The organism is Leptolyngbya sp. CCNP1308 (genome assembly GCF_034932455.1).
Classification (GTDB): Bacteria; Cyanobacteriota; Cyanobacteriia; order Phormidesmidales; family Phormidesmidaceae; genus Nodosilinea.
Genome location: NZ_JAYGIH010000118.1, coordinates 1 through 20,509, shown reverse-complemented (window position 1 = coordinate 20,509; position 20,509 = coordinate 1). Strand labels below are relative to the sequence as shown.

Genomic DNA, 20,509 nt, shown 5'->3' with positions numbered 1-20,509 from the left:
AATATGGTTGTGAGGCACTCAGGGGGGTGTAGACTTCCGTCCATCTAGCTGATAAACCCACATTGGTTTGCTCCTTGGACAGCTACCGGCCATGGCTCGCCTGCAGGCATTGAACTTTGGACGGTTTGTATTCTCAACAACAGAGGTTCATTCTCAACAAGCCATGCTGTTTTGATGTCTTTTCGCCTCAAACCGCCGAAACCCCTGCTATTCCGATAAACTGTACTTGCTGAAATTACAAAAAGAGCAAGTCAAAGTTTGCAAGGCTAGTTTGGATCCAAATCTTGAGGTGAGCCGGTGCCGAAGCAAAATCGCCACGACCAGGCCGAAATTTGGTCGGCGGATCAGTTCGAGCAGGTGATGGCGGAACTCAGCCCTAAGATGCGATCGCTCTTCTCGATCTGCTACTACACGGGCTGCCGGGTCAGTGAGGCGAGGCAGCTGCGGGCGGAGGATGTGGTGGGGGAGACGCTGGTGCTGCGCAAGGCGACGACGAAGACGAAGCGGACGCGGGCGGTGCCGATTCATCCCAAGCTCAAAGCTGTTTTGGGGGAGGCAGAGTTGCCGAGCCGGGGGTATCTGTTTCCGGGGCGGAGTGGTGAGGGTCCAATTACGCGGCAGGCCTGTGATTTGGCACTGCGCAAGGCGTGCGACCGCTTGGGTCTGCGCGGCTACAGCACTCACAGCAATCGGCGCACCTGGGCGACTCGGTTGGATAAGGCGGGGGTGCGGCTGAAGGCGATTCAAGACCTGGGCGGGTGGTCGTCAATGGCGGCGCTGCAGCGGTATCTCGATGTATCGGAGGAGGAGAAGGTGGAGGCGATCTCGCAGCTCTAATTCACTGGCCACCCATCTCTATGATTCGGGGTGCCCCTGCGTGAGATTATGTCGATTACCGGCCACGCTAGCTTGGTGTCGCTGACCAGCTACCTGAACCTGGAGCAGCGGACGGCGGGGGATGCGTTGTTGGGGTTCTTTGCAGGATATTTGTGCACGATCAGGTTGCAGATAAGGCGATTCGTTCATATTGCTTATCCAGCAAAAACTTTAGCCTTAACTTGTTCGCTATCGTAGCTTCGCAAGTCTGAGTCAAATAAAAAAACGAATACATGGCAAACATTTCAACAGTTCAAATTGTATGAGTCGCTAGGTGCTATAGATAATAATTTTTACTTGCTTATTTCTTATTTACTGGTTCAAATCTAGTTTATTTCAACTTTATTTTTGAAATTTCTGTAGGTTTCAGCGTTGGGCACTTTAACCGCATCAACTAATGAACGAAAAGTTTGGATTGTCGATGCAGTACTACTTTGTCCTTTAATACCATTTTCTACAGCAGGATTTAACTGTGAAATGAGAGCAATTATTGGTTCAAGTACTTCTCTCCAGATTGATTTTGCAACGGTAGGCGAGACATTTCCAAAAGATAGCTTAAAGGTGTCTGGAATTTGTTGGCTAATCAGTACTTCCAAACATGCAGAAATTGCAGTCATTGCAACGACTGTTGAACCACGATTCAGAAAAAATCCTAGCTGTGCCTTCTCAGCATCAGTAATAGTGTTACCATTGCGCTTTTCCAAAAGTTCTCTTTTAAAGTCGTTCAGAGCTTCATGCAAAGAATATACAAAAACTATATGCTTTGCAGTAGTTTTGCTACTAAAAACTCTATCGTACAGAGAATTTGATTTCCAAATATCGGACTTAGTATTATACGCATTCAGCGGATCCCCATGGAATGCGGTTAAAGCCTGGCCAACTGTGCTAGAAGGTAACAGATTCGTTCGACGCCTAATGACATCCTCTGAACCACCTCTTCGTCCACCAGAATACTCTGCTTCTGGAATATTAATGAACTCACTTACTAATCTACTTTGCACTGAATCATTGCTTCTGAAATCAGGTGCTTCAACCTTATTCTGACTGTTGTTATACCGGATAACAGACTTTATTGTGTCTGGATTTGAACAGACGATAAATCGGGCTTGGACTTTAGCATCGCTTGAAGGAGCTGTTTCAAGACTGCCAATTGCACCTGTAGTTTGTGCTCCGTTCACAATTGAAATTCCTGTCAATTCAAGAATTTGATTAGTTTCATCATGATAAATATCGTGAGTTATTGCAGTAATACCATTATTAAAAACACAGAAATGATCGGGATCATCTTGAGCGGTTTTCTTTATGCCGTTATTAATGTTTGCATCTGCGTTTCGGCTGCCTAAATATCCTCTTATGTTCGCTGAAAAGAGCTTTGAATCATGTTTCTTAAAAAGACTATATAGCCAATCAGCAGGAACAGTTGTGATAAAAGCACGCCAGTCAGCAGTGGCTACATCAAAACCCTTAGAAATTGATACACAAAGTTTTTCAGGTACTAAAATTGGAGTAGTTAAGCTATTGTAAAGACTGCTTATTGCAGAAACTCCTATTTCTAAGGCAGAAATATTGATATCTGTGCATTCCTCAAAATTCTGTCTGATTGCATTCTGTGCATTCCTAGTAACTGCATTCAACTCATTGTTGACATTACTAGACTCAGGCAAATTGTGTGAATACCAAAACTCTATTGAATTAATTTCTTTATTTTTTAATGCTAGCCGCAGTTCAGTTGCTGCCGAACGAAGTAGTTCAGTTGGCAAGTCTTGGACTGGTGTAGATAAGAGCCAGGCTACAGCAGTGTTCAAGTCGGAAGCCTTGTTGGCAGGAGCTTCACTGGGGAGAACAGGTTTTTTGCAAAAGTAGCCCTGTGCAATTACCGCTATGTGGTTCTCTTTATCAATATAAACTAGGTCACACTTCTTATCGTTTGGGCTATCTGTCAGAGAATTGGTGGCTACAGCGTCAATATCCTCAATTTCAAATCGAAGCTGAAGTGTAAAGAGTAGTAAGGCATTATCTCCGTATTTGGTAAGATCTGTTCTTGACTGTAGCGCTACTAGTGGCGAAGATTCCATAAATTTTTATCTTTTAGATTGTGTTAAATATAAATAGATCTGAGTCGATCTGAGTGATGAAGACAAAGCCTAACTGTAGTTTCATCTTCAACGCTGTTGTATAAAGTACCCTTTTGAAAGGCTAGTACTCTGGACAGTTTTTGATGGCCAACGGCAGAGTGAGGGCTTTAAGCCTTTTCTGTAGTGGCCTGGCCAATAAAAGATCAAGGGTTTCAGCGTTTACTCAGAAGAGTATCCGTACTATTGAAGGATATTATAGCGGTTCCTGCTTGGGTGAAGTACAGCACATCCCCTGCTGAATAAGTGTTACAGGCGTCTCAACGTACCTTATACCAAAGGGAACTGCAACATTGAAATTATGAATCCGTCAAAATCAGCGCCGTGACCTGATTCTTAATCTGGGCCACCCGGCGACTCATCTTCTCCATACCCTCCGATTCAGTCTTGCCCAGGTGCGCCGATCTCCTGGACCTGCGCGGCTACAGCACCCACAGCACCCACAGCAACCGGCGCACCTAGGCGACTCGATGGGATAAGGTTGGGGTAAGGTTAAAGGCGTCCAAGACCTGGGCGGGTGGTCGTCGATGGCGGCGCTACAGCGGTATTTGGAGGTGTCGGAGGAGGAGAGGGTGAATGCGATCACGCAGCTGTAAACAACTAAGGATGAATCACCGTCCATTCGTCGCACATCAAGCCCAGCTAATCTACTCATCCCTGGGGTGAGCGTATTCAATTTTCTTTACTTTATATGCGATTGCTAGAAAAATTGCCCTGTAAGCCTTATAACTGCGCTGCTAAAATTATCCGGATTCTTGATGCTAGTTATCTCTATCTAGCCTCTCCATAGCAGCTAGGATTAGCTCCAGTCTAGATGCATTTGGCAAACGATTCCTCTCAAACTGGATTAATCTCTCGGCTTTATCCACATCACCAAGAAGGCGAGCGTGGAGCTTTTTCATTGCCTTTTTCTCTTCTTCCTCTTCTTGTGGCTTTGGCGTTCTATTGTCAACCTTATCTGCCTGGCCTACCCCCAAAAAATATTGCATCAACTTCACATAAGCTTCGACAAGCGATGACTTCTCACTATCAATATATTCAATTAAACCTTGAGCATTAGCAGGAGATAACTTATCCAGAAGAATTGGAGTCTTTAGAAAAATAATGAACTCTGCCTTATCCTTATCTGTAAGGCTGGATTTTTTATCTTTTGCTTGTTGCAATCTATCGTTTATTATTAAAGAAAAATCCTTAAACTTCTGCCCCGCTTCTTTTTTTTCTACTTCCTCATTCTTGGCCTGAACAATTGTTTTTGTTAAGCCATAAGTAGCTACGCCGCCAGCGATAGCAGCACCCGCAACAAGTGTTGCAGGTGCTGCAACTACTAAGCCAAATCCTGTAAGTGCCGTAACAATTGGAATAGGGGCAACACCTGCACCTGCGACTGCTGCAACCGCTCCAGCACCAGCTGCACCAACTCCGGCAACACCTACTTCTCCGAAGATTCTAGCGTAGTTTTTTGGGTTGTTCTCTAAGCGTCTAATAATGCTGAGAAGTTGTTTCTTGCTAAGTTGACGACGCTTCTTCATAACTATGTTTCCTAAAAAAACCGATCAAAAACAAGGTTAAGACTGTCTCGGGCAACCTATTTAAATATCCTTAACCACTTTCCCCGAAAGAGTAATCGTAGTCTAATGGCAAAAATACTGATAATAATCTAACTCTCAATCTTTCTGGCAAGTGTATTTTTTTGGCATATTAGCATTACTCCTGTCTAAAGTATCTGTTGGGTTCCTGCACTGCCTGTAGGCAATTGCTGAAGAGGAGGGAAGGTTGAAGGCCTCCATGTCTGGTCAGGTGGTTGTCCATGGCGGCGCTGTAGCGTTACCTCGATGTGTTGGAGGATGAGAAGGTGAATGCGATCGCCCAACCCTGAGTTTAATTTCACCTCATCTTCATAGCCGTTGCCATCTGGAGGGCATAGGGCATACTTTTAGGGGCCTCCATGTAATTACGAGCTGATATGCCCAAGGCGAAGAGCGCTAAAACCCAGAACAACGAATCGCTAGAGCAGAAGCTTTGGAAGGCGGCTGACAAGCTGCGAAAGAACATCGACGCTGCCGAGTATAAGCACATTGCTTTGGGGTTGATTTTTCTCAAGTACATCTCTGATGCCTTTGAACAGCTCCACGAGAAGCTGGTGGCCGGGGAGGGGGACTACGAAGGGGCTGACCCTGAAGATCCCGATGAGTACAAAGCGGAGAACGTGTTCTTTGTGCCCGAGGAGGCTCGGTGGTCAACGCTACAGGCCCAAGCGAAGCAGCCGACCATTGGGCAACTGGTAGATGAGGCGATGGAGTCGATCGAGCTAGCTAACCCTAAGGCGCTAAAGGGGATTTTGCCTAAGGTATATGGTCAGCAGAAGCTCGACCCCACCTCTTTGGGGGGGCTGATCGATATGATTGGCAGCATCAATCTTGCCAAAGTGAAGGAAGAGTCTGGCGGGCAACTCAATCTGGAGACAGAGCCCATTGAGCCCAGGGCGGAGCCTCGACAGGCTGACCTGCTGGGGCAGGTGTATGAATACTTCCTGGGAGAGTTTGCCCTAGCCGAGGGCAAGAAGGGAGGCCAGTTCTATACGCCGGAGGCGGTAGTTAGGGTGCTGGTGGAGATGCTAGAACCCTATAAAGGGCGAGTGTTTGACCCCTGCTGTGGGTCGGGTGGCATGTTTGTTCAAAGTGAGAAGTTTGTCAGCCACCACCAGGGGCGACTGGATGACATCTCTATCTATGGCCAGGAGAGCAACGAGACCACCTACAAGCTGTGTCGGATGAACCTGGCGATCCGGGGCATTGATGGCTCCAACATCAAGTGGAACCCGGAGGGGTCGTTTTTAAATGACGCCCATAAGGACTTGAAGGCGGACTTTGTGATCGCCAATCCGCCCTTCAATGACAGTGACTGGGGCGGGGAACTGCTCCGTAAGGATGGCCGCTGGCAGTATGGAGCGCCGCCCGTGGGCAATGCCAACTTTGCCTGGGTGCAGCACTTCCTCTACCACCTGGCCCCGACGGGGGCAGCGGGGTTTGTGTTGTCGAATGGGTCGCTGTCGTCGAACTCTAGTGGAGAGGGGGAGATTCGCAAGGCGCTGGTGCAGCAAGACCTGGTGGACTGTATCGTGATGCTGCCAACCCAGTTGTTTTACAACACTGGGATTCCCGCCTGTCTGTGGTTTCTCAGTCGGTATAAGAATGGCAACAAGAACCGCGATCGCAAGGGAGAGGTGTTGTTTATTGATGCCTCTGAGCTGGGCTACATGGTTAACCGGCGCAACCGGGCCTTTGCTGAGGAGGACATTCAGCGGATTTCGGGCACCTACCACGAGTGGAAGCGCGACGGCGGCGACTATGAGGACATCAAGGGGTTCTGCAAGTCAGCAACGTTAGCGGAGATTGAGAAGCACAATTTTGTGCTGACACCGGGGCGCTATGTGGGCATACCAGATGAGGCAGAAGATGGGGTGCTGTTTGAGGACAAGATGGCAGTGTTGACGGCGGAGCTAGCAGCGCAGATGAAGGAGGCGGAGGCGCTGGATAAGGAAATTAAGGTGCAGTTGGCGAAGGTGGGGTTTGAGCTATGACGCAATTAGATCACATTTGCCTGAATATCATCGACTGTGAACATAAGACAGCCCCAACTCAAGAAAGTGGTATTCCGTCAATTAGGACAACTGATATTAAGCGTGGAGTAATTGATTTTAGAGGTGCAAATAAAATATCAGAGGAGACTTATCGAGCATGGACACAAAGGCTAGAGCCAAGAGCTTACGACTTGATACTTGCAAGAGAGGCACCTGTTGGAGAAGTTGGGATTATTCCTGAAGGACAAAGAGCCTGTCTGGGACAGAGAACGGTTCTGATTCGCCCAAATCCTGAAAAGGTTTTTCCGTACTACCTGCTGTATCTCATGCTGTCACGCGAGATACAGCATGAAATGACAACTAGGGCGGCGGGCTCAACAGTTGAGCATCTCAATATGTCTGACATTAGGGAACTCAATCTCCCAGATTTGCCCGCTCTTGAAATTCAGAGTCAAATAGGGAACACGCTAGCAAACCTCGATCGCAAGATCGAAAACCTCCGCAAACAGAACGAGACGCTAGAGGCGATCGCGCAAACCCTCTTCAAACATTGGTTCGTCGATTTCGATTTTCCCAATGTCGATGGCAAGCCCTACAAGTCATCTGGCGGCGTAATGGAACCGTCAGAGCTAGGCGACATCCCCGCAGGATGGAGGGTCAAACCCTTAGATAAGGTTGCAGACTTCCTTAACGGACTAGCACTTCAAAACTACCCGGTCACTGATGACAAAGCCTTCTTGCCTGTAATAAAAATTCGAGAGATGAAAGCGGGTATCACAGCAAACACAGACAAAGCAAGCTCAGATATATCAAGCAAATACATCATTGATAATGGGGATGTTCTTTTTTCATGGTCAGGCTCATTGGAAATAGTCGTTTGGTGCTTTGGTAAGGGTGCCTTAAATCAACATTTGTTTAAAGTTTCTTCTACGGGGTATCCAAAGTGGTTCTATTACTTCTGGACTCTTGAGCACCTTATTCATTTTCAAGCGATTGCAAAGAGTAAGGCAACGACAATGGGACATATTCAAAGAAAGCATTTATCAGAGGCACTTTGCTCCATTCCAACTGAAAGTCAACTCCTAATAATGGATGAATCTATTTGTCCTATTTTTGATAAAACCATTCAAAACAAATTACATATTCAGACTCTGACTCAAACCCGTGATGTGCTTCTACCCAAACTAATGAGCGGTCAAATTAGGATAATGAGTTGAGAATGCAAAAATTACAACGACTTCGAGGCCTAGTCGAAAGATATCGACGATGGAATTCTCTGGAGACCTTCATTAATCGAATTGAGCTGGTCTATGCCTCTGATCTTGATTCAGCAATTTCCAATGCTCACTCATTGATTGAGACTATTCTAAAAACAATCTTGTTTGAGCGAGTTGAGGCATACAAGGATGAATCAAAGTTGAAAGCGATACGAATTAACAAACTGGTATCAGAAACTCTTAGAAATATTAATCTGGTTAGATGTGAAGAAAATAGTAAATTTATTAGCGGGATGATCACGTCAATCCAGCATTTGGGAGAAATTAGAAATGGCTTGTCGCACGGGAAAAATTTATATTCCATTGAAGATGAGAAAACGGAAGAGCTAGCTGCTTTCTTTCTCATGAACTCTGTAGAAACTATTGCTTGCTTCTTGATTGAATTTTATGAGGTTGAATATCCGCTCAAGAGTAAAGGGAAAGAAATCAAGTATGAAGATGAAGATTATAGATATTTTAATGACTGGCTAGATGATGAAAATGGAACTGTAATGGTTGCTGGAGTTCCAATTATGACAAGCATTGCTCTATTTGGAGATCCAATCGCTTACAAGGACAAATACCAAGAATACCTATTGGTAAAAGCTAATGAAGAAGCTGACTGAAGCTCAAATTGAAGAATTTTCTCTAAGAACTCTTCAGGCACTGGGATATGAGTACCAGGATGGGGTTGAACTATCCTCTGAAGATGCTCGATCTGAGCGACAGTCCTATGGTGATGTTCTTCTCAAAGACCGTCTCACTGCCGCCATCAGCCGCATCAACCCCCTCATTCCCGCCGAAATTCGCGCCCAGGCTCAGAGGGAACTGCAAAACATCGCCAGCCCCGACCTGATCACCAACAACGAAACCTTCCACCGCTACCTCACCGAAGGCATCACCGTTGAATACACCCGCAACGGCGAAACCAAAGGCGAACAGCTCTGGCTGATTGACTGGGACGCCCCCAACAACAACGAGTTTTTAGCGGTAAATCAGTTCACCATTATTGAAGATAATCACAACCGCCGCCCCGACGTGATTCTTTTCATCAATGGGTTGCCCCTGGTGGTGATTGAGCTGAAAAACGCCGCCGATGCCAAAGCTGATCTGCAAGCGGCCTGGAACCAGCTCCAAACCTACAAGAGCCAGATTCCCAGCCTGTTTACCTATAACGCCCTGCTGGTGATTTCTGACGGCCTCTGTGCCCGCGCTGGTTCCCTCTCCGCCGACTACACCCGCTTCAGCCAGTGGAAGCGCCAGCTCCTCAACGGTGACATCGACAACCACCCCGACACCAACGAGCTAGAAATCTTAGTGCAGGGGATGCTCAACAAAACCACCCTGCTCGACCTAATTCGCCATTTCACCGTATTTGAGAAGATCAAAACCGTAGACCCCACCACCGAAGTGGTCACCCTCACGACCATCAAAAAGCTGGGAGCCTACCACCAGTACTACGCCGTCAACAAAGCCGTTGAGAGCGTCCTTGCCGCCACCCAGGGCAGTCGCCGGGGCGGGGTGGTATGGCACACCCAGGGCAGCGGTAAATCCCTCTCCATGGTGTTCCTCAGCGGCAAGCTGGTGCTGACCCTCGATAACCCCACCCTGGTCATCCTCACCGATCGCAACGACCTCGACGACCAGCTCTTTGATACCTTTGCCGGGTGCCGCCAGCTCCTGCGCCAAGAGCCCAGGCAGGCCAACGATCGCGCCGCCGTGCGAGACCTGCTGAATGTGGCCTCGGGGGGCATTGTCTTTACCACCGTGCAGAAGTTCGCCCCCGCCGACGGTGAAACCCTTTACCCGCAGATTAGCGATCGCACCAACATTGTTGTACTGGCCGACGAGGCTCACCGCAGCCAGTACGGCTTCAAAGCCAAACAGGTCACCCTGCGCGATGCCGACGGCAACGAAGTGGGCAAAGACACCCGCTACGGTTTCGCCAAGTACATCCGCGATGCCCTGCCCAGGGCCACCTTTGTTGGGTTCACCGGTACCCCTGTTGAGCAAACCGACAAAAACACCCCCGACATCTTTGGCGACTACATCGACATCTACGACATCGCCCAGGCCGTCGAAGATGGGGCCACCGTGCCCATTTACTACGAGAGCCGCCTGGTCAAGGTAGACCTCGACGAGCAGGGGCGAAATTTGCTGAATGAGTTAGACGACGATCTCAGCCTTGAAGACCTCAGCAGCACCCAGCAGGCCAAAGCCAACCAGACCAAAATTGAGGCGATCGTTGGCTCTACCCAGCGGCTCCAAACCATCGCCAGCGATATTGTGACCCACTTTGAGCAGCGCCAGACCGTTAACCGGGGCAAAGGCATGATTGTTGCTATCAGTCGGCGGGTGGCAGCTAACCTCTATGAGCAGATCATTCAGCTCCGCCCTGATTGGCACAGCGATGATTTGAACAGCGGCAAACTCAAGGTGGTGATGACCGCTAGCGCCTCCGACGAAGGCAACCTGGTGCAGCACCACACCACCAAAAAGCAGCGCCAGATTCTGGCCCAGCGCCTCAAAGACCCCAACAACGAGCTAGAGCTGGTAATTGTCTGCGATATGTGGCTCACCGGGTTTGATGCCCCCTGCCTCCACACCATGTACATCGACAAGCCCATGAAGGGCCACAACCTGATGCAGGCGATCGCCCGCATTAACCGAGTCTACTTCGAGAAGCAGGGCGGCCTGATTGTGGATTACCTCGGCGTGGCCCAGGATCTCAGAGAAGCCCTCAATTTCTACTCCAACAGCGGCGGCAAAGGCGATCTCACCCTCGACCAGGATGTGGCCCTGGGGCTGCTGGCCACCAAGTTAGAAGTGGTCGAGGGCATCATGGAGGGCTTTAACTACGCGCCCTATTTCACCGCCAGCACCGGCAACAAACTCAACCTTCTCAAGGCCGCTACAGACTATGTGGCCGACCCCCAGCGCAAAGACCGCTTTCTCGATGCCGTGGCCGCCCTCTCCAAAATCTATGCCTTGACCGCGCACCACCCCGAGGCGATCGCCCAGGGTGAGAAAATCTCCTTCTTCCAGGCCATTCAAGCCAGCCTGCGGAAGCTAGAGCCCTCCGACGGTGGCCTCAGCAATGTCGAGATCGAAACAGCTATCCGCCAGGTGGTAGACCAAGCCCTGGTCTCCGATACCGTCGTCAACATCTTCGACGAGGCGGGTATCAAAAACCCCAATGTCTCTGTTATCTCCGACGAATTCCTTGAAGAAGTCGAAGGTATGGAGCATAAGAACCTGGCCGTCGAACTGCTTAAAAAACTGCTCCGGGACGAAATCAAGGCCCAGCGGCGCACCAACATTGTTCAGAGTCGCAAGCTGGCCGAGATGCTAGAAGATGCTCTCAACCGTTACAAAAACCAGGTCATCGGCGTAACCGACATCCTGCAAGAGCTGATCGAGCTGGGTAAGGATGTCAAGGCGGCTAAAGAGCGGGGCGAAGAACTGGGGCTAGAGCCCTACGAACTCGCCTTCTACGATGCTCTGGCCCAAAATGAGAGCGCCCAGGACATTATGGGGCAAGACAAGCTGCGCGAGCTAGCGATCGCCCTGGTGGTTCGTGTCCGCCAAAATGCCACGATCGATTGGAACCTGAAAGAGAATGTTCGCGCCCGCATGAAAGTCATGGTTAAACGCCTCTTGCGGCACTATGGCTACCCGCCCGATATGCAGGCTCTGGCGATCGAGCTGGTGCTGGAGCAGGCGAAAGTGTTTACCGAGTTTGAGGTGGAGAACAGCCGTTGATGGTGAGAGTTCGTTAAATAGTTGGTTGAGGACACCGACTTGCTGAACCTGCTGCTGTTTGATGGGGTGAAGCCTACGACGCTCAAGTTATCGCTGTCGGCTGTATTGGTAAGAGCTTAATACTTATGTCACTGAACAGCTTTAATCTAATAAGCTGTTCATGTCAGATTCATATTGATGGTAATCTTTCCATCCTAATATTTGGATAACATAATGAGCCATATTCTTGTTTGAGGTCAAAGATAACGAAAAGTTACTACCAAAAGAAGCCTCTAATTTATCAAAGCATTCGACTGTAGCTTGTCTAAGATCTCCTTCTTCATAATGCATGGATTGGTTGCGAGCCTGCCAAATGATATTCTTTATCCCTTGTGCGTTGGCATTCTCCCCTATGTTTCGTCCATCAGGACATTGATCAAGGGTTCCATAAACAGTGGATATTCCCTGTTTTGCGATTTGAAGGATTGCACCGCATAAAGAGTCAGTAGAAAAACTTTTTACATCAATGGATTGTTTCAAATATGAGATCCGTTGTTTTAATTCGCTTGATTCTTCACGGGTTTTCCACAATTTCGTGGCTACCCACTGTTCTTGAAAGGCAAGTGCATCTTCGTTAAAAGATAGGTTATTAAGTTCTGCAAGATGATATTTTTCTTTTTGTGTCAGCATATCATGCTGACTTTCGAGGTGAGACATTTGTGTCTCCTCAACAGTAATCATCTCAATCAATCCGCGAACTGCATATTGGGAGTCAGTTATATATGGGTTCATTTTAGAGAATATCTCCTATGACCTTACTAAGGATTTTCTATGAATTCTAGTGCATAAAAAAGAATCACAATTTCACTTTTTAATTTTTAATTGTAAATCTTCTAAAGGGTAGCCATTGCTCCCGAACGTCGGAAGAGAGGAAGATCACACCGATCTTTTCAGCGCTCCCTCCAGGCGCTCAGTAAACACCGACCTGCGATCGCAGCTCAACACCAGCACCTCGATTGCCCTGGTCATGGCCACATAGAGCAACCGGGCCTCATCAGTCACATCGGTATAGCATTTCGGCAGGTAGCTCACCTCAGGGATGAACACCTTAAGGCCTATATGTCTTGATCTAGGCCTGTGGAGGAGTCAGGAAGGGCACCCCAGAACATCTTTATACGGGCAGCCACGCGAGGATTGATGTCTGATTCTGAGATAACTTTCCCCGATGCCGTGATCATCTCGACGGCTCCCTCCGGGTTGATACGCAAAGAGTAGTTAGCCCGACATTCGGACAACTGTTCCTTAGTCAGATTTAGCCCTTTGCGGAAACCATAACGTGAGAAATAGATGACCGCCCGCCTGGAGCAGCTCGGATGAAAGAGGCAGGTGCGCCTTACTAGCCGTCTGCCAAAGATTTGATAAAGGCGAATCGCCGCGATAGCCAAATACTTCAGCAGACCGTCTATGGCTTGTCTCACGAGGATGCTGGGTTCGGTAAGGGTGACGAAGCTACCTGCTTAGGTGGAGCTAGCCGAACAGCTGTTCCCCAAGCAAATACCTCAAATGCCTGTGATGGCCCAGCACACCCCTGAGCCACAGCTGTCCGGTTCTGAAAACTAACGAACAAGAGTCCGTTAGCTCCTTTTCCTACAGCACTCTCAACCAGTCGGTCGAGAGCTGCTTGATAAGTAGATTCAACCTTGACCCCTGATCCGCAGGAGTCGGTAGTACTAGCAAAACCGATGACGATGCCAATCACCTGGTAAGGCTGGGATATACCACCAGAGCTGACCTTTATGTTTGCCGAAGTCTTGGTTTCAGATTTTATTGGTGTAGCTCTCATTGTGGAATCTTCTACTCCCAGTTTTTCTAAGTAAGCGTTGATAAGCGCAATAGTCAGGACACTTTTCTAGGCAAGCGTTGAAACCCTCGATTTCTCGTTGACCGAGCTACTGTGGAAGAGGCCTAAAACCCTGATTCTACCGTTGGCCATCAAAAACTGTCCGGAGTGTTGTAAGCGGTAGCGAGCCTCCTAGGCCTCAAACTGGCGAAGCTGCGATTTGGGGCAACTTACCGATCAATCCCTTCAGCAGCAGGGATTCAGGTAATACACCTCTTGGACTAGGACTGAACTACTTTTCTTCAAAACTGAGTAGTACACTGCCTATATTTATCGTTTTTAGAGGCTGAAACTCGCATTCTTTCGTTGCAGGGTTGCCTGCGGTGCAGCTATACAGGCAATACAAATGAATTAAATTGCCCCAAGTCGCAGCTTCGCTACCTTAGGGCCTACTAAGCCCGCTTATTCCTGCCAGCAGCGGCTAGCGCCCCCCAGGCCGTACGCTTGCGGCACGGTTACCACACGGTTGCCCATTAGCCATTAGATCGGTAGGGACGTTGCAGGGACCATCGTCGCTACTGCTAGACCCGCCACCAGACGATCCACCGCTTACCGTTGCCGCTGAAGACCTTGAGACAGAGCTAGAGCCAGCAGCTGCTGGGACAACGATTAGGCTGTTGCAGATTGAGCTTAGGTTTAAGCTGCTTGAGGTGTTGTTGAGGTGCATGTAGCATCTAAGGTCGCGCTCAGCTTCAGGCCTTGAAACACGGGGGTAAGGATAGGCATTAGCAGTGGCCGAGGTGACCAAAACGGCTAACGCCACCCCGCTAGCTGCGACTTTCAATAAGGGCATTGTCATAACAGTGTTTTATGGTGCTCCAACTCCAACATTCCCAGCAAGGCGCACACCGAACCGGACACGCCCCAACTCTTGACCAGCTCTTCACGAATGACTAAGCGAGTTTGGCAGAGGTGATAAAAACAAAACCCCCCCGACCGCAGCGTGGCCAGGGGGGTTAACGGATTTTGCATCTATCGCCTAAGCGATCGCCGCTGTTGGCCTATGTTGCCCTAGCCGAAAGGTGTGGTAGCAGGGGCAGGGTGCGATCGGCCATATCCTAGTAGCTGCTAGGCTACCCATTGCGCTGTGGCAAGAATGCAGCTGTTACAGTCGCCCACGATGGCGATTCCGGCCTAGCGTAGCGCTCTAGCCGGTTGTCCAGCGCTTGCAGCTCTATCGGGTCTAAATCGCCGCTTGCAGGGGCTTCCCGAAACCTACCGTGGTAGCCAGTTGAGGCCGAACGAGTTTATGCTTTTGGGACTACCATTCTTTGTAAAGAAAAAGTACATAAGCTGACAAAAAACACCAGAATGAATTCTCACATAATCAATCACAAATGAATAAAAATGTCGACGCTATTTATATAGTACAAATGAACCAAGTAGGGCAGAAGATGTGAAGCGGTTTTATTTTTTTGTTAAAGTTTTGAGCAAAGCCAAGATAGACGTCTTGGGGTGAGAGGAAGTAAGGCCATTCTACGGGAGAGAACGTGCGCTCTGAAAGGATTATGAGCCAGCACCCATTCAACCTAAGAGGCCCACTTTATGCAATACAACAAGCCCGATCACTACCCTTTTCATCTATATCCTACTGGGATAGAAGCTGTAAAAGGTAGCTTCCCTCCGGTTACATACCCTCCAAAGCCAGCTCTATTAAAACTCCCACCCCCGCCCCGACATCCAGGGAGTGAACCTAAAGTGGTTGAGTGGGAAAGTCTGCTCCCTAAATCTCTAGCTATTGCTTTCTGTGGATACGGGCTAGCGTTTCTAATAATTTTATTTGGGGGACTTGGCATAATAGTCTCACTATCATTATTAACTTTTACAACGGCTTTTCTAAAGCAAGGGGCCGATGACTTTTATAAAAAGCAAAATGAATCTTACGCGGATCGCTTAAGAGGATGGTCAAGTTATAAAGAGGAATACCCAGAGCTGCTTAAAAAATATGAGCTAGAAATCGAAGGATTAAAAGCTGACCATAGAATGAAACATAAATTATACAAGCAGCAATGTGAAAATCTAAAGGCTGAGTCTCGTTCACCAGAGGCTATTCAGGAATACCGCAAAGAGAACCTATCTAATTTACTGAAAGACACTCATGATGATGGTGAAAACTACCAATCAAAGGAAGGGCGTCACGAAAAGACCCTTAAAAAGGAGCTTGACGTTTATTTCCCTGGCAAAACATTTACTCATAAAGCACTCTTGATTCCTGGATGTGAACGCCCCTTTACTTCTGACATAGCCTATATCGATTCTGATATTAACCTTTATATTGATATCGAAGTAGATGAGCCTTATGTACTCTCATCAGAAGAGCCAATTCACTACATAGGTTGGATCAAAGATGTCAACCGTAATGATTTTTTCCTAAACCGTAATTGGGTAGTAGTTAGATTCAGTGAAGAGCAAGTTGTTTGCCATACACTCAGCTGTTGTAAATTCATCGCTGAGATTATCACTGACCTTACGGGCGATTCCACCACTTTAGAGCGACTATCGGATGTAGCTGATTTACCCCCAATGCCCCAGTGGTCTAGAGAACAAGCTGAAGAGATGGCGTCAATTAAATACCGCGATAAATATGCTCGTTTGCCGCGCTGCGTATCGCCCAAGCCTAGGCTCCTTCGGAGGGAAAGCTAATCGATGGTGATGAGTTCAATTAATTCTCATGGCCAATACTGATTTCAATATGTTTGATACTCAAGCCCTCGCTAATGCAAGGCTACGTGGGGCCAGGGATGCGCCTACCTGACCCCAAACTCTATGGCCACTCAGCCTCCTATTCGATGGGCTAAGGTGCCCCTGGCTTCAAGCGCGCTCACATCGCCCAGGCTATAGCCTTGTTTGTGGAGATTGGTAGACTACACCGATACATACAGATTCGCTATAGAGAAGTGAACCCTTCTACTTTGTGCGATCACACTGACCAAAACTCGCACAGTTGATTAATACCCCAACGCCGCAATCGCCGCTTTCTTCTGCTCCGGGCTCACCTCTAGGTAGCGCTGCAAGCTGGCTAGGCTCCGGTGAACGCTAATCTCCTGAATCACCCGCAGTGGTACCCCAGCATTGCTCAGGTTGGTCAGGGCCGTACGCCTGAAGCTGTGGGTACTAATCCCCAATCCATCCATGGCTGGCAGCACCAGCACATCCCCCTTGATGTCGCCAGGCCGGAGAGAGATCGCCTCACTTACCCGCAGCCCGCAGTAGAGCAGGATGCCGAACAGCGCCTGATCTCGGGGAGAGCCCATCGCGCCAAACAGCCGGGCAATTTCGTCATGGGTCAAGACCTTCGCCTGGCCGTTGGTGCTCATCGGATCCGTTCTATACCATCCCCATTCTGCTAGACAGTATTGAGATTCTGTTGAGTAGAAAACAACGGGTTATAAGGCTTTCCGGGCATTGGGGCATGGGGCGGCTTTGCGTCTCAGGTGAGACCGCCGGAAAGCCTTGATTTTGCGTTGCACTGTCTCACGTCTAGAATGATGAGACGAAATCTGAATTATTGTGAATTTTATCTGCCTTGAAGTGAACATCCTGAACATCTAGATGTTTGAATGCTTAGACGCCTAAACTTTTAGATGTTTAAGCATTCAGTCTCCCAGACATCTGGTATCCTCACGAAATAATTCAGGAGTTGGGACAGTGATTATAACCGTCGTCAGCTTTAAGGGTGGAGTGGGCAAGACCACAACCGCCATTCATCTGGGAGGATACCTGCAAGGGCTGGGGGAAACTCTGGTAGTCGATGGCGACAGCAACCGCTCTGCTCTCCAATGGGCTGCTAGCGATCGCCTCCCCTTTACCGTGGCTGATGAACAGCGATCACCCAAGTTGCTCATGTCTGGCAAGTTTGAGCATGTTGTTATAGACACAGCCGCTCGGCCATCGTCTGATGAGCTAGCCAGCCTTGCCCAGGGGTGCGACCTACTGATCATTCCATGCAGCCCCGATGCCCTGAGTATGGGGGCCATGCTCCAGATGGTGGAGCCACTGCAAGGGCTTAAGGCAGAATACCGGGTATTGCTCACCATCATTCCCCCCAAGCCCAATGCAGCCGGAGTAGAAGCTAGGGCATCTTTGAACGACGCTGGGCTTCCTCTATTCGCTGGCGGCATTCGCAGGCTGAACGCTTTCCAGAGGGCTGCACTTGATGGATGCCTAGTTAAGGACGTGAAAGGCGATAGCTATGCGGGTATCGCCTGGAGCTGCTACACCGCGATCGGGAAGGAGATATTACCGTGAGTGATCAGAACCGATTCGCCAACCTGCTTAAAGCAGCCCAGCAGCAGCCCGAAATAGAAACACCCGTCCCCTTTGAACCATTGTCAGATGTCCAAACATCTGAGCATCCAGACACTCAAGCACCTAAACAGCCCGACATCTCGACATCTAAGGCAAAGAGCAGCAGCAGCGACTATAAGCGCACCACCGTTTATCTAACTCAAGAGCTACACCGTCGACTAAAGCGGGCCAGCCTTGACGAGGGAATGGAGATGAGTGACATTGCCGAGTCTGCGATCGCGGCATGGCTCGAAGAGCATTCAGATGTTTAGATGTTTAGATGTTTAGATGCTTGGACATTTAATCTGGAATGAACAGCTTTGGCTTTTGTTCGCTGTTTGACTACTGTGACGTAGTTTGATTCTGGAATGGCTTGAGAGTAGCGATGCAGAAATACTCACCCCTAAACCTTTCAAACGCTTAAACATTTAGATGTTTAAGCGTTTAGGGCGGCAGCGACTAGAAGAGGACTACCGTTTATCTGACACAAGAATTACATCCCAATTGAAAAGGGCCTGCCCTGACGAGGGAATGGAGGTATATGGTAGCCGAGGATGCGATCCCGGCAAGCCTTAAGGAGCATTCAAATACTTAGATGTTTAAATGCCTGGACATTTAACCTAGAATGAACAGCTTTGTTTAACTCGCTCACCATTTTACCAATTTGGCGGATTTAGGTTTTGGGATGGTTGGCAAGTCACAGCACAGAAGCACCACCCAACTCCTAAAACATCTAAACATTTAGATGTTTTAGGAGTTGCTCGACACCTAGAATCAAGATCGGCAGCGGTGGTCAGCATGGATGCAGATATGGAAATGAGTGATATTGCCGAGTCCGTGATCGAGGAATACCTCACTAAACATTCAAACGTCTAGACATTTGAATGTTTAGACATCTAAAGCGAAAGGCTATGTTTTGGGTCTTTCGCTACTTGACTACTTTGACACAATGCACCGGTGAGATAGTTGGAGGGTACGTTTTACAAAGGAATTCTCTATGCCTTCTTTTATCTACCTTCTCGGGATAATTCTAGCCTGGTACAGTCTTCTCAAACTGTTGCGTACTGATTTGCGCTGGTTAGCTGGCCAGATCAAAGAGCAACTTCATCGCCTGCAACGCTGGCGGCGGCAGTGCGGATTGAAGAACTGACGACAGCGCCCTCCCGTATTTAAACCGTAAAGCATCCAGATCGGCGGGAACTTGAGTCGTAGGGGGAATTAGAGCACATTCGCCTAAGCCCCCATGATTAAAACACTACTACCTGCTGCATTACTCCTAGCCCCGCTGGTAATGCCTACTACGGCTAAAGCCAGCGAGATCGACTACTCATCAATTGTCCACTATTGCTACATGGTAGACGGCAGCGGAAGAGTCATAAATTTGGCATCGATGTGTACTAGCAGTGCTGGCCAAAGCGCCGTCAACGCTAGGTCTCAACCGGCTTTGAGTGGAGCCGCGCTAGAAGAAGCACTTAATACTGGTGCTATTTTGCACGCCGATACTTTTTGCGAAGCTAGGGCTAGGGGTGGCACTAAGAGAGAATCTGACGATGCCGCCACATCAGCGCTAGCTGACTTCATGCTCTCTAGAGGAATTACTGCTGAGTCCCTGACACCCGCATTTTTCTCCCAAACTGATGAGATCAGTAAGCAACTTTGTCCAGAGTTGCAGCCCACCGGGCGATACACTTAACCCTTTCAGATTCTGGCTCAAGGACTAATACCCATACCATAATCATCACCGCCGCTGTGCTCGGGATTGGCCTCATCAGTTGAGCTGCCCTAAGCATAGCGGCGATCAATCTTATGATAAAAAGCTATGGTTTTCATTCATAGATTAGGTTGATCAACCGTCTTTATTTATTCTTTTTTACCGTTTCAATAACCGTGGTATTCGGGCGTTTCTTGGCCTCGGCAACAGGGATAAACTGACCTGTCTTAGCATCACGACCGATTTTTTGCGCTTTGACTTTACGAGTGGTCATAGGGTGTCCTCCTGTAGTGCAATTGTTTTACCCTGATGATACTGTTCTGCCATAATGAAGCATCCGTGCTTTTACGGATCCTAGTGACTTTTGCTTTATGCCCCAAACCCCTGCCCTGTTTCCTGAAGACGAAAATTACTTTGCCCTGCTTAATGGACTGAAGAAGCGGATCCGGTCAGCGCAGATCAAGGCGGTCCTGGCGGTTAACAAGGAGCTGATTCTGCTCTATTGGCAGATAGGTCGTGAGATTCTCGCCCGGCAACAGGCAGAAGGCTGGGGTGGCAAGGTCATTGATCGCTTGGCGAAAGATTTGAAGCGGGAATTTCCTGATATGCAGGGCTTTTCCCCCCGCAATCTCAAGTATATGCGGGCCTTCGCCGAAGCCTGGCCTGATGAACAATTTGTGCACCAGGCTGGTGCACAAATTCCCTGGAAGCACAACTGCACCCTTCTTGAGAAAGTCAAAGACCCAACCGAACGCATATGGTACATCCAGCAAACCGTTGAGAACGGCTGGAGTCGCAACGTGCTGATATTACAAATTGAGAGCAGCCTGTTTCAACGCCAGGGTGGTGCGATCACGAACTTTGAGCGCACCCTACCCTCGCCCCAGTCCGATCTGATGCAACAGCTAATCAAGGATCCCTATGTGCGACGTGAAAGTTGCCCGTTCCGAGCGAGAGGCCGTCCTCTCCAAAGACTCCTTCTCTTTGTCCTCACGTAACAGAGTCACTGACTCCGCCTACGGTGGC

Annotated in this window: 18 protein-coding genes; 10 read left to right on the top strand and 8 right to left on the bottom strand. The window is 48.7% G+C overall.

Annotation, left to right across the window (positions count from 1 at the left end; all coding sequences use genetic code 11):
• Positions 1 to 297: 297 nt before the first annotated feature.
• Positions 298 to 837, top strand: coding sequence for a site-specific integrase (locus VB780_RS30630; RefSeq protein ID WP_323354987.1), 540 nt, complete (start codon positions 298 to 300; stop codon positions 835 to 837).
• A gap of 365 nt (positions 838 to 1,202) precedes the next feature.
• Here VB780_RS30630 and VB780_RS30625 read toward each other — a convergent pair whose 3' ends face one another.
• Both VB780_RS30625 and VB780_RS30620 read right to left on the bottom strand, forming a co-directional pair.
• On the bottom strand, positions 1,203 to 2,951 hold the full coding sequence (locus tag VB780_RS30625) for an AIPR family protein (protein ID WP_323354986.1): 1,749 nt from the start codon (positions 2,949 to 2,951) through the stop codon (positions 1,203 to 1,205).
• Positions 2,952 to 3,769: 818 nt separating this feature from the next.
• Positions 3,770 to 4,537 (bottom strand): hypothetical protein, encoded by a 768-nt coding sequence (locus VB780_RS30620; RefSeq protein ID WP_323354985.1) that lies wholly within the window; start codon positions 4,535 to 4,537, stop codon positions 3,770 to 3,772.
• A gap of 434 nt (positions 4,538 to 4,971) precedes the next feature.
• Here VB780_RS30620 and VB780_RS30615 point away from each other — a divergent pair, with 434 nt between their 5' ends.
• From VB780_RS30615 to VB780_RS30600, 4 genes are read left to right on the top strand one after another with little or no spacing between them, the layout of a single operon-like run.
• Positions 4,972 to 6,588: a class I SAM-dependent DNA methyltransferase gene (locus VB780_RS30615; RefSeq protein WP_323354984.1), complete on the top strand. Its 1,617-nt coding sequence runs from the start codon at positions 4,972 to 4,974 to the stop codon at positions 6,586 to 6,588.
• On the top strand, positions 6,585 to 7,805 hold the full coding sequence (locus tag VB780_RS30610; protein ID WP_323354983.1) for a restriction endonuclease subunit S: 1,221 nt from the start codon (positions 6,585 to 6,587) through the stop codon (positions 7,803 to 7,805). Before VB780_RS30615 ends, VB780_RS30610 begins: the two co-directional genes overlap by 4 nt.
• Before the next feature lie 2 nt (positions 7,806 to 7,807).
• Entirely contained in the window at positions 7,808 to 8,470 is a 663-nt protein-coding gene (locus VB780_RS30605) for an abortive infection family protein (RefSeq protein ID WP_323354982.1), read from the top strand.
• Complete coding sequence (locus tag VB780_RS30600) at positions 8,454 to 11,606, top strand: type I restriction endonuclease subunit R (RefSeq protein WP_323354981.1); 3,153 nt, start codon at positions 8,454 to 8,456, stop codon at positions 11,604 to 11,606. Before VB780_RS30605 ends, VB780_RS30600 begins: the two co-directional genes overlap by 17 nt.
• Positions 11,607 to 11,747: 141 nt before the next feature.
• On the opposite strand, the gene VB780_RS30595 is transcribed toward VB780_RS30600, so the two are convergent.
• From VB780_RS30595 to VB780_RS31570, 4 genes are all read right to left on the bottom strand, one after another.
• Positions 11,748 to 12,302, bottom strand: a complete 555-nt coding sequence (locus VB780_RS30595; RefSeq protein ID WP_323354980.1) for a hypothetical protein — start codon at positions 12,300 to 12,302, stop codon at positions 11,748 to 11,750.
• 219 nt (positions 12,303 to 12,521) lie between these two features.
• Positions 12,522 to 12,692, bottom strand: a complete 171-nt coding sequence (locus VB780_RS30590) for a hypothetical protein (RefSeq protein ID WP_323354979.1) — start codon at positions 12,690 to 12,692, stop codon at positions 12,522 to 12,524.
• A gap of 8 nt (positions 12,693 to 12,700) precedes the next feature.
• Entirely contained in the window at positions 12,701 to 13,063 is a 363-nt protein-coding gene (gene yidD, locus VB780_RS31575; protein ID WP_416349284.1) for a membrane protein insertion efficiency factor YidD, read from the bottom strand.
• Complete coding sequence (locus VB780_RS31570) at positions 13,060 to 13,428, bottom strand: heavy metal-binding domain-containing protein (RefSeq protein ID WP_416349283.1); 369 nt, start codon at positions 13,426 to 13,428, stop codon at positions 13,060 to 13,062. Before VB780_RS31570 ends, yidD begins: the two co-directional genes overlap by 4 nt.
• Before the next feature lie 1,755 nt (positions 13,429 to 15,183).
• Between VB780_RS31570 and VB780_RS30585 the strand changes: the two genes are divergently transcribed.
• Positions 15,184 to 16,128 carry a hypothetical protein gene (locus VB780_RS30585; protein ID WP_323354978.1) on the top strand — a complete coding sequence of 315 codons (945 nt, stop codon included), beginning with the start codon at positions 15,184 to 15,186 and terminating at the stop codon, positions 16,126 to 16,128.
• A 305-nt stretch (positions 16,129 to 16,433) separates the two neighbouring features.
• On the opposite strand, the gene VB780_RS30580 is transcribed toward VB780_RS30585, so the two are convergent.
• Positions 16,434 to 16,802: a tyrosine-type recombinase/integrase gene (locus VB780_RS30580; protein ID WP_323354977.1), complete on the bottom strand. Its 369-nt coding sequence runs from the start codon at positions 16,800 to 16,802 to the stop codon at positions 16,434 to 16,436.
• 331 nt (positions 16,803 to 17,133) lie between these two features.
• Between VB780_RS30580 and VB780_RS30575 the strand changes: the two genes are divergently transcribed.
• From VB780_RS30575 to VB780_RS30565, 3 genes are all read left to right on the top strand, one after another.
• On the top strand, positions 17,134 to 17,733 hold the full coding sequence (locus VB780_RS30575) for a ParA family protein (protein ID WP_323354976.1): 600 nt from the start codon (positions 17,134 to 17,136) through the stop codon (positions 17,731 to 17,733).
• A complete protein-coding gene (locus VB780_RS30570; protein ID WP_323354975.1) occupies positions 17,730 to 18,044 on the top strand; it encodes a plasmid partition protein ParG in 315 nt (104 codons plus the stop codon). Before VB780_RS30575 ends, VB780_RS30570 begins: the two co-directional genes overlap by 4 nt.
• A 725-nt stretch (positions 18,045 to 18,769) precedes the next feature.
• Entirely contained in the window at positions 18,770 to 18,922 is a 153-nt protein-coding gene (locus tag VB780_RS30565; protein WP_323354974.1) for a hypothetical protein, read from the top strand.
• A gap of 706 nt (positions 18,923 to 19,628) precedes the next feature.
• Here the strand turns inward: VB780_RS30565 and VB780_RS30560 are convergent.
• Positions 19,629 to 19,757 carry a hypothetical protein gene (locus VB780_RS30560; protein ID WP_323354973.1) on the bottom strand — a complete coding sequence of 43 codons (129 nt, stop codon included), beginning with the start codon at positions 19,755 to 19,757 and terminating at the stop codon, positions 19,629 to 19,631.
• A 97-nt stretch (positions 19,758 to 19,854) separates the two neighbouring features.
• Here VB780_RS30560 and VB780_RS30555 point away from each other — a divergent pair, with 97 nt between their 5' ends.
• Positions 19,855 to 20,481 carry a DUF1016 N-terminal domain-containing protein gene (locus VB780_RS30555; protein WP_323354972.1) on the top strand — a complete coding sequence of 209 codons (627 nt, stop codon included), beginning with the start codon at positions 19,855 to 19,857 and terminating at the stop codon, positions 20,479 to 20,481.
• Positions 20,482 to 20,509 lie beyond the last annotated feature (28 nt).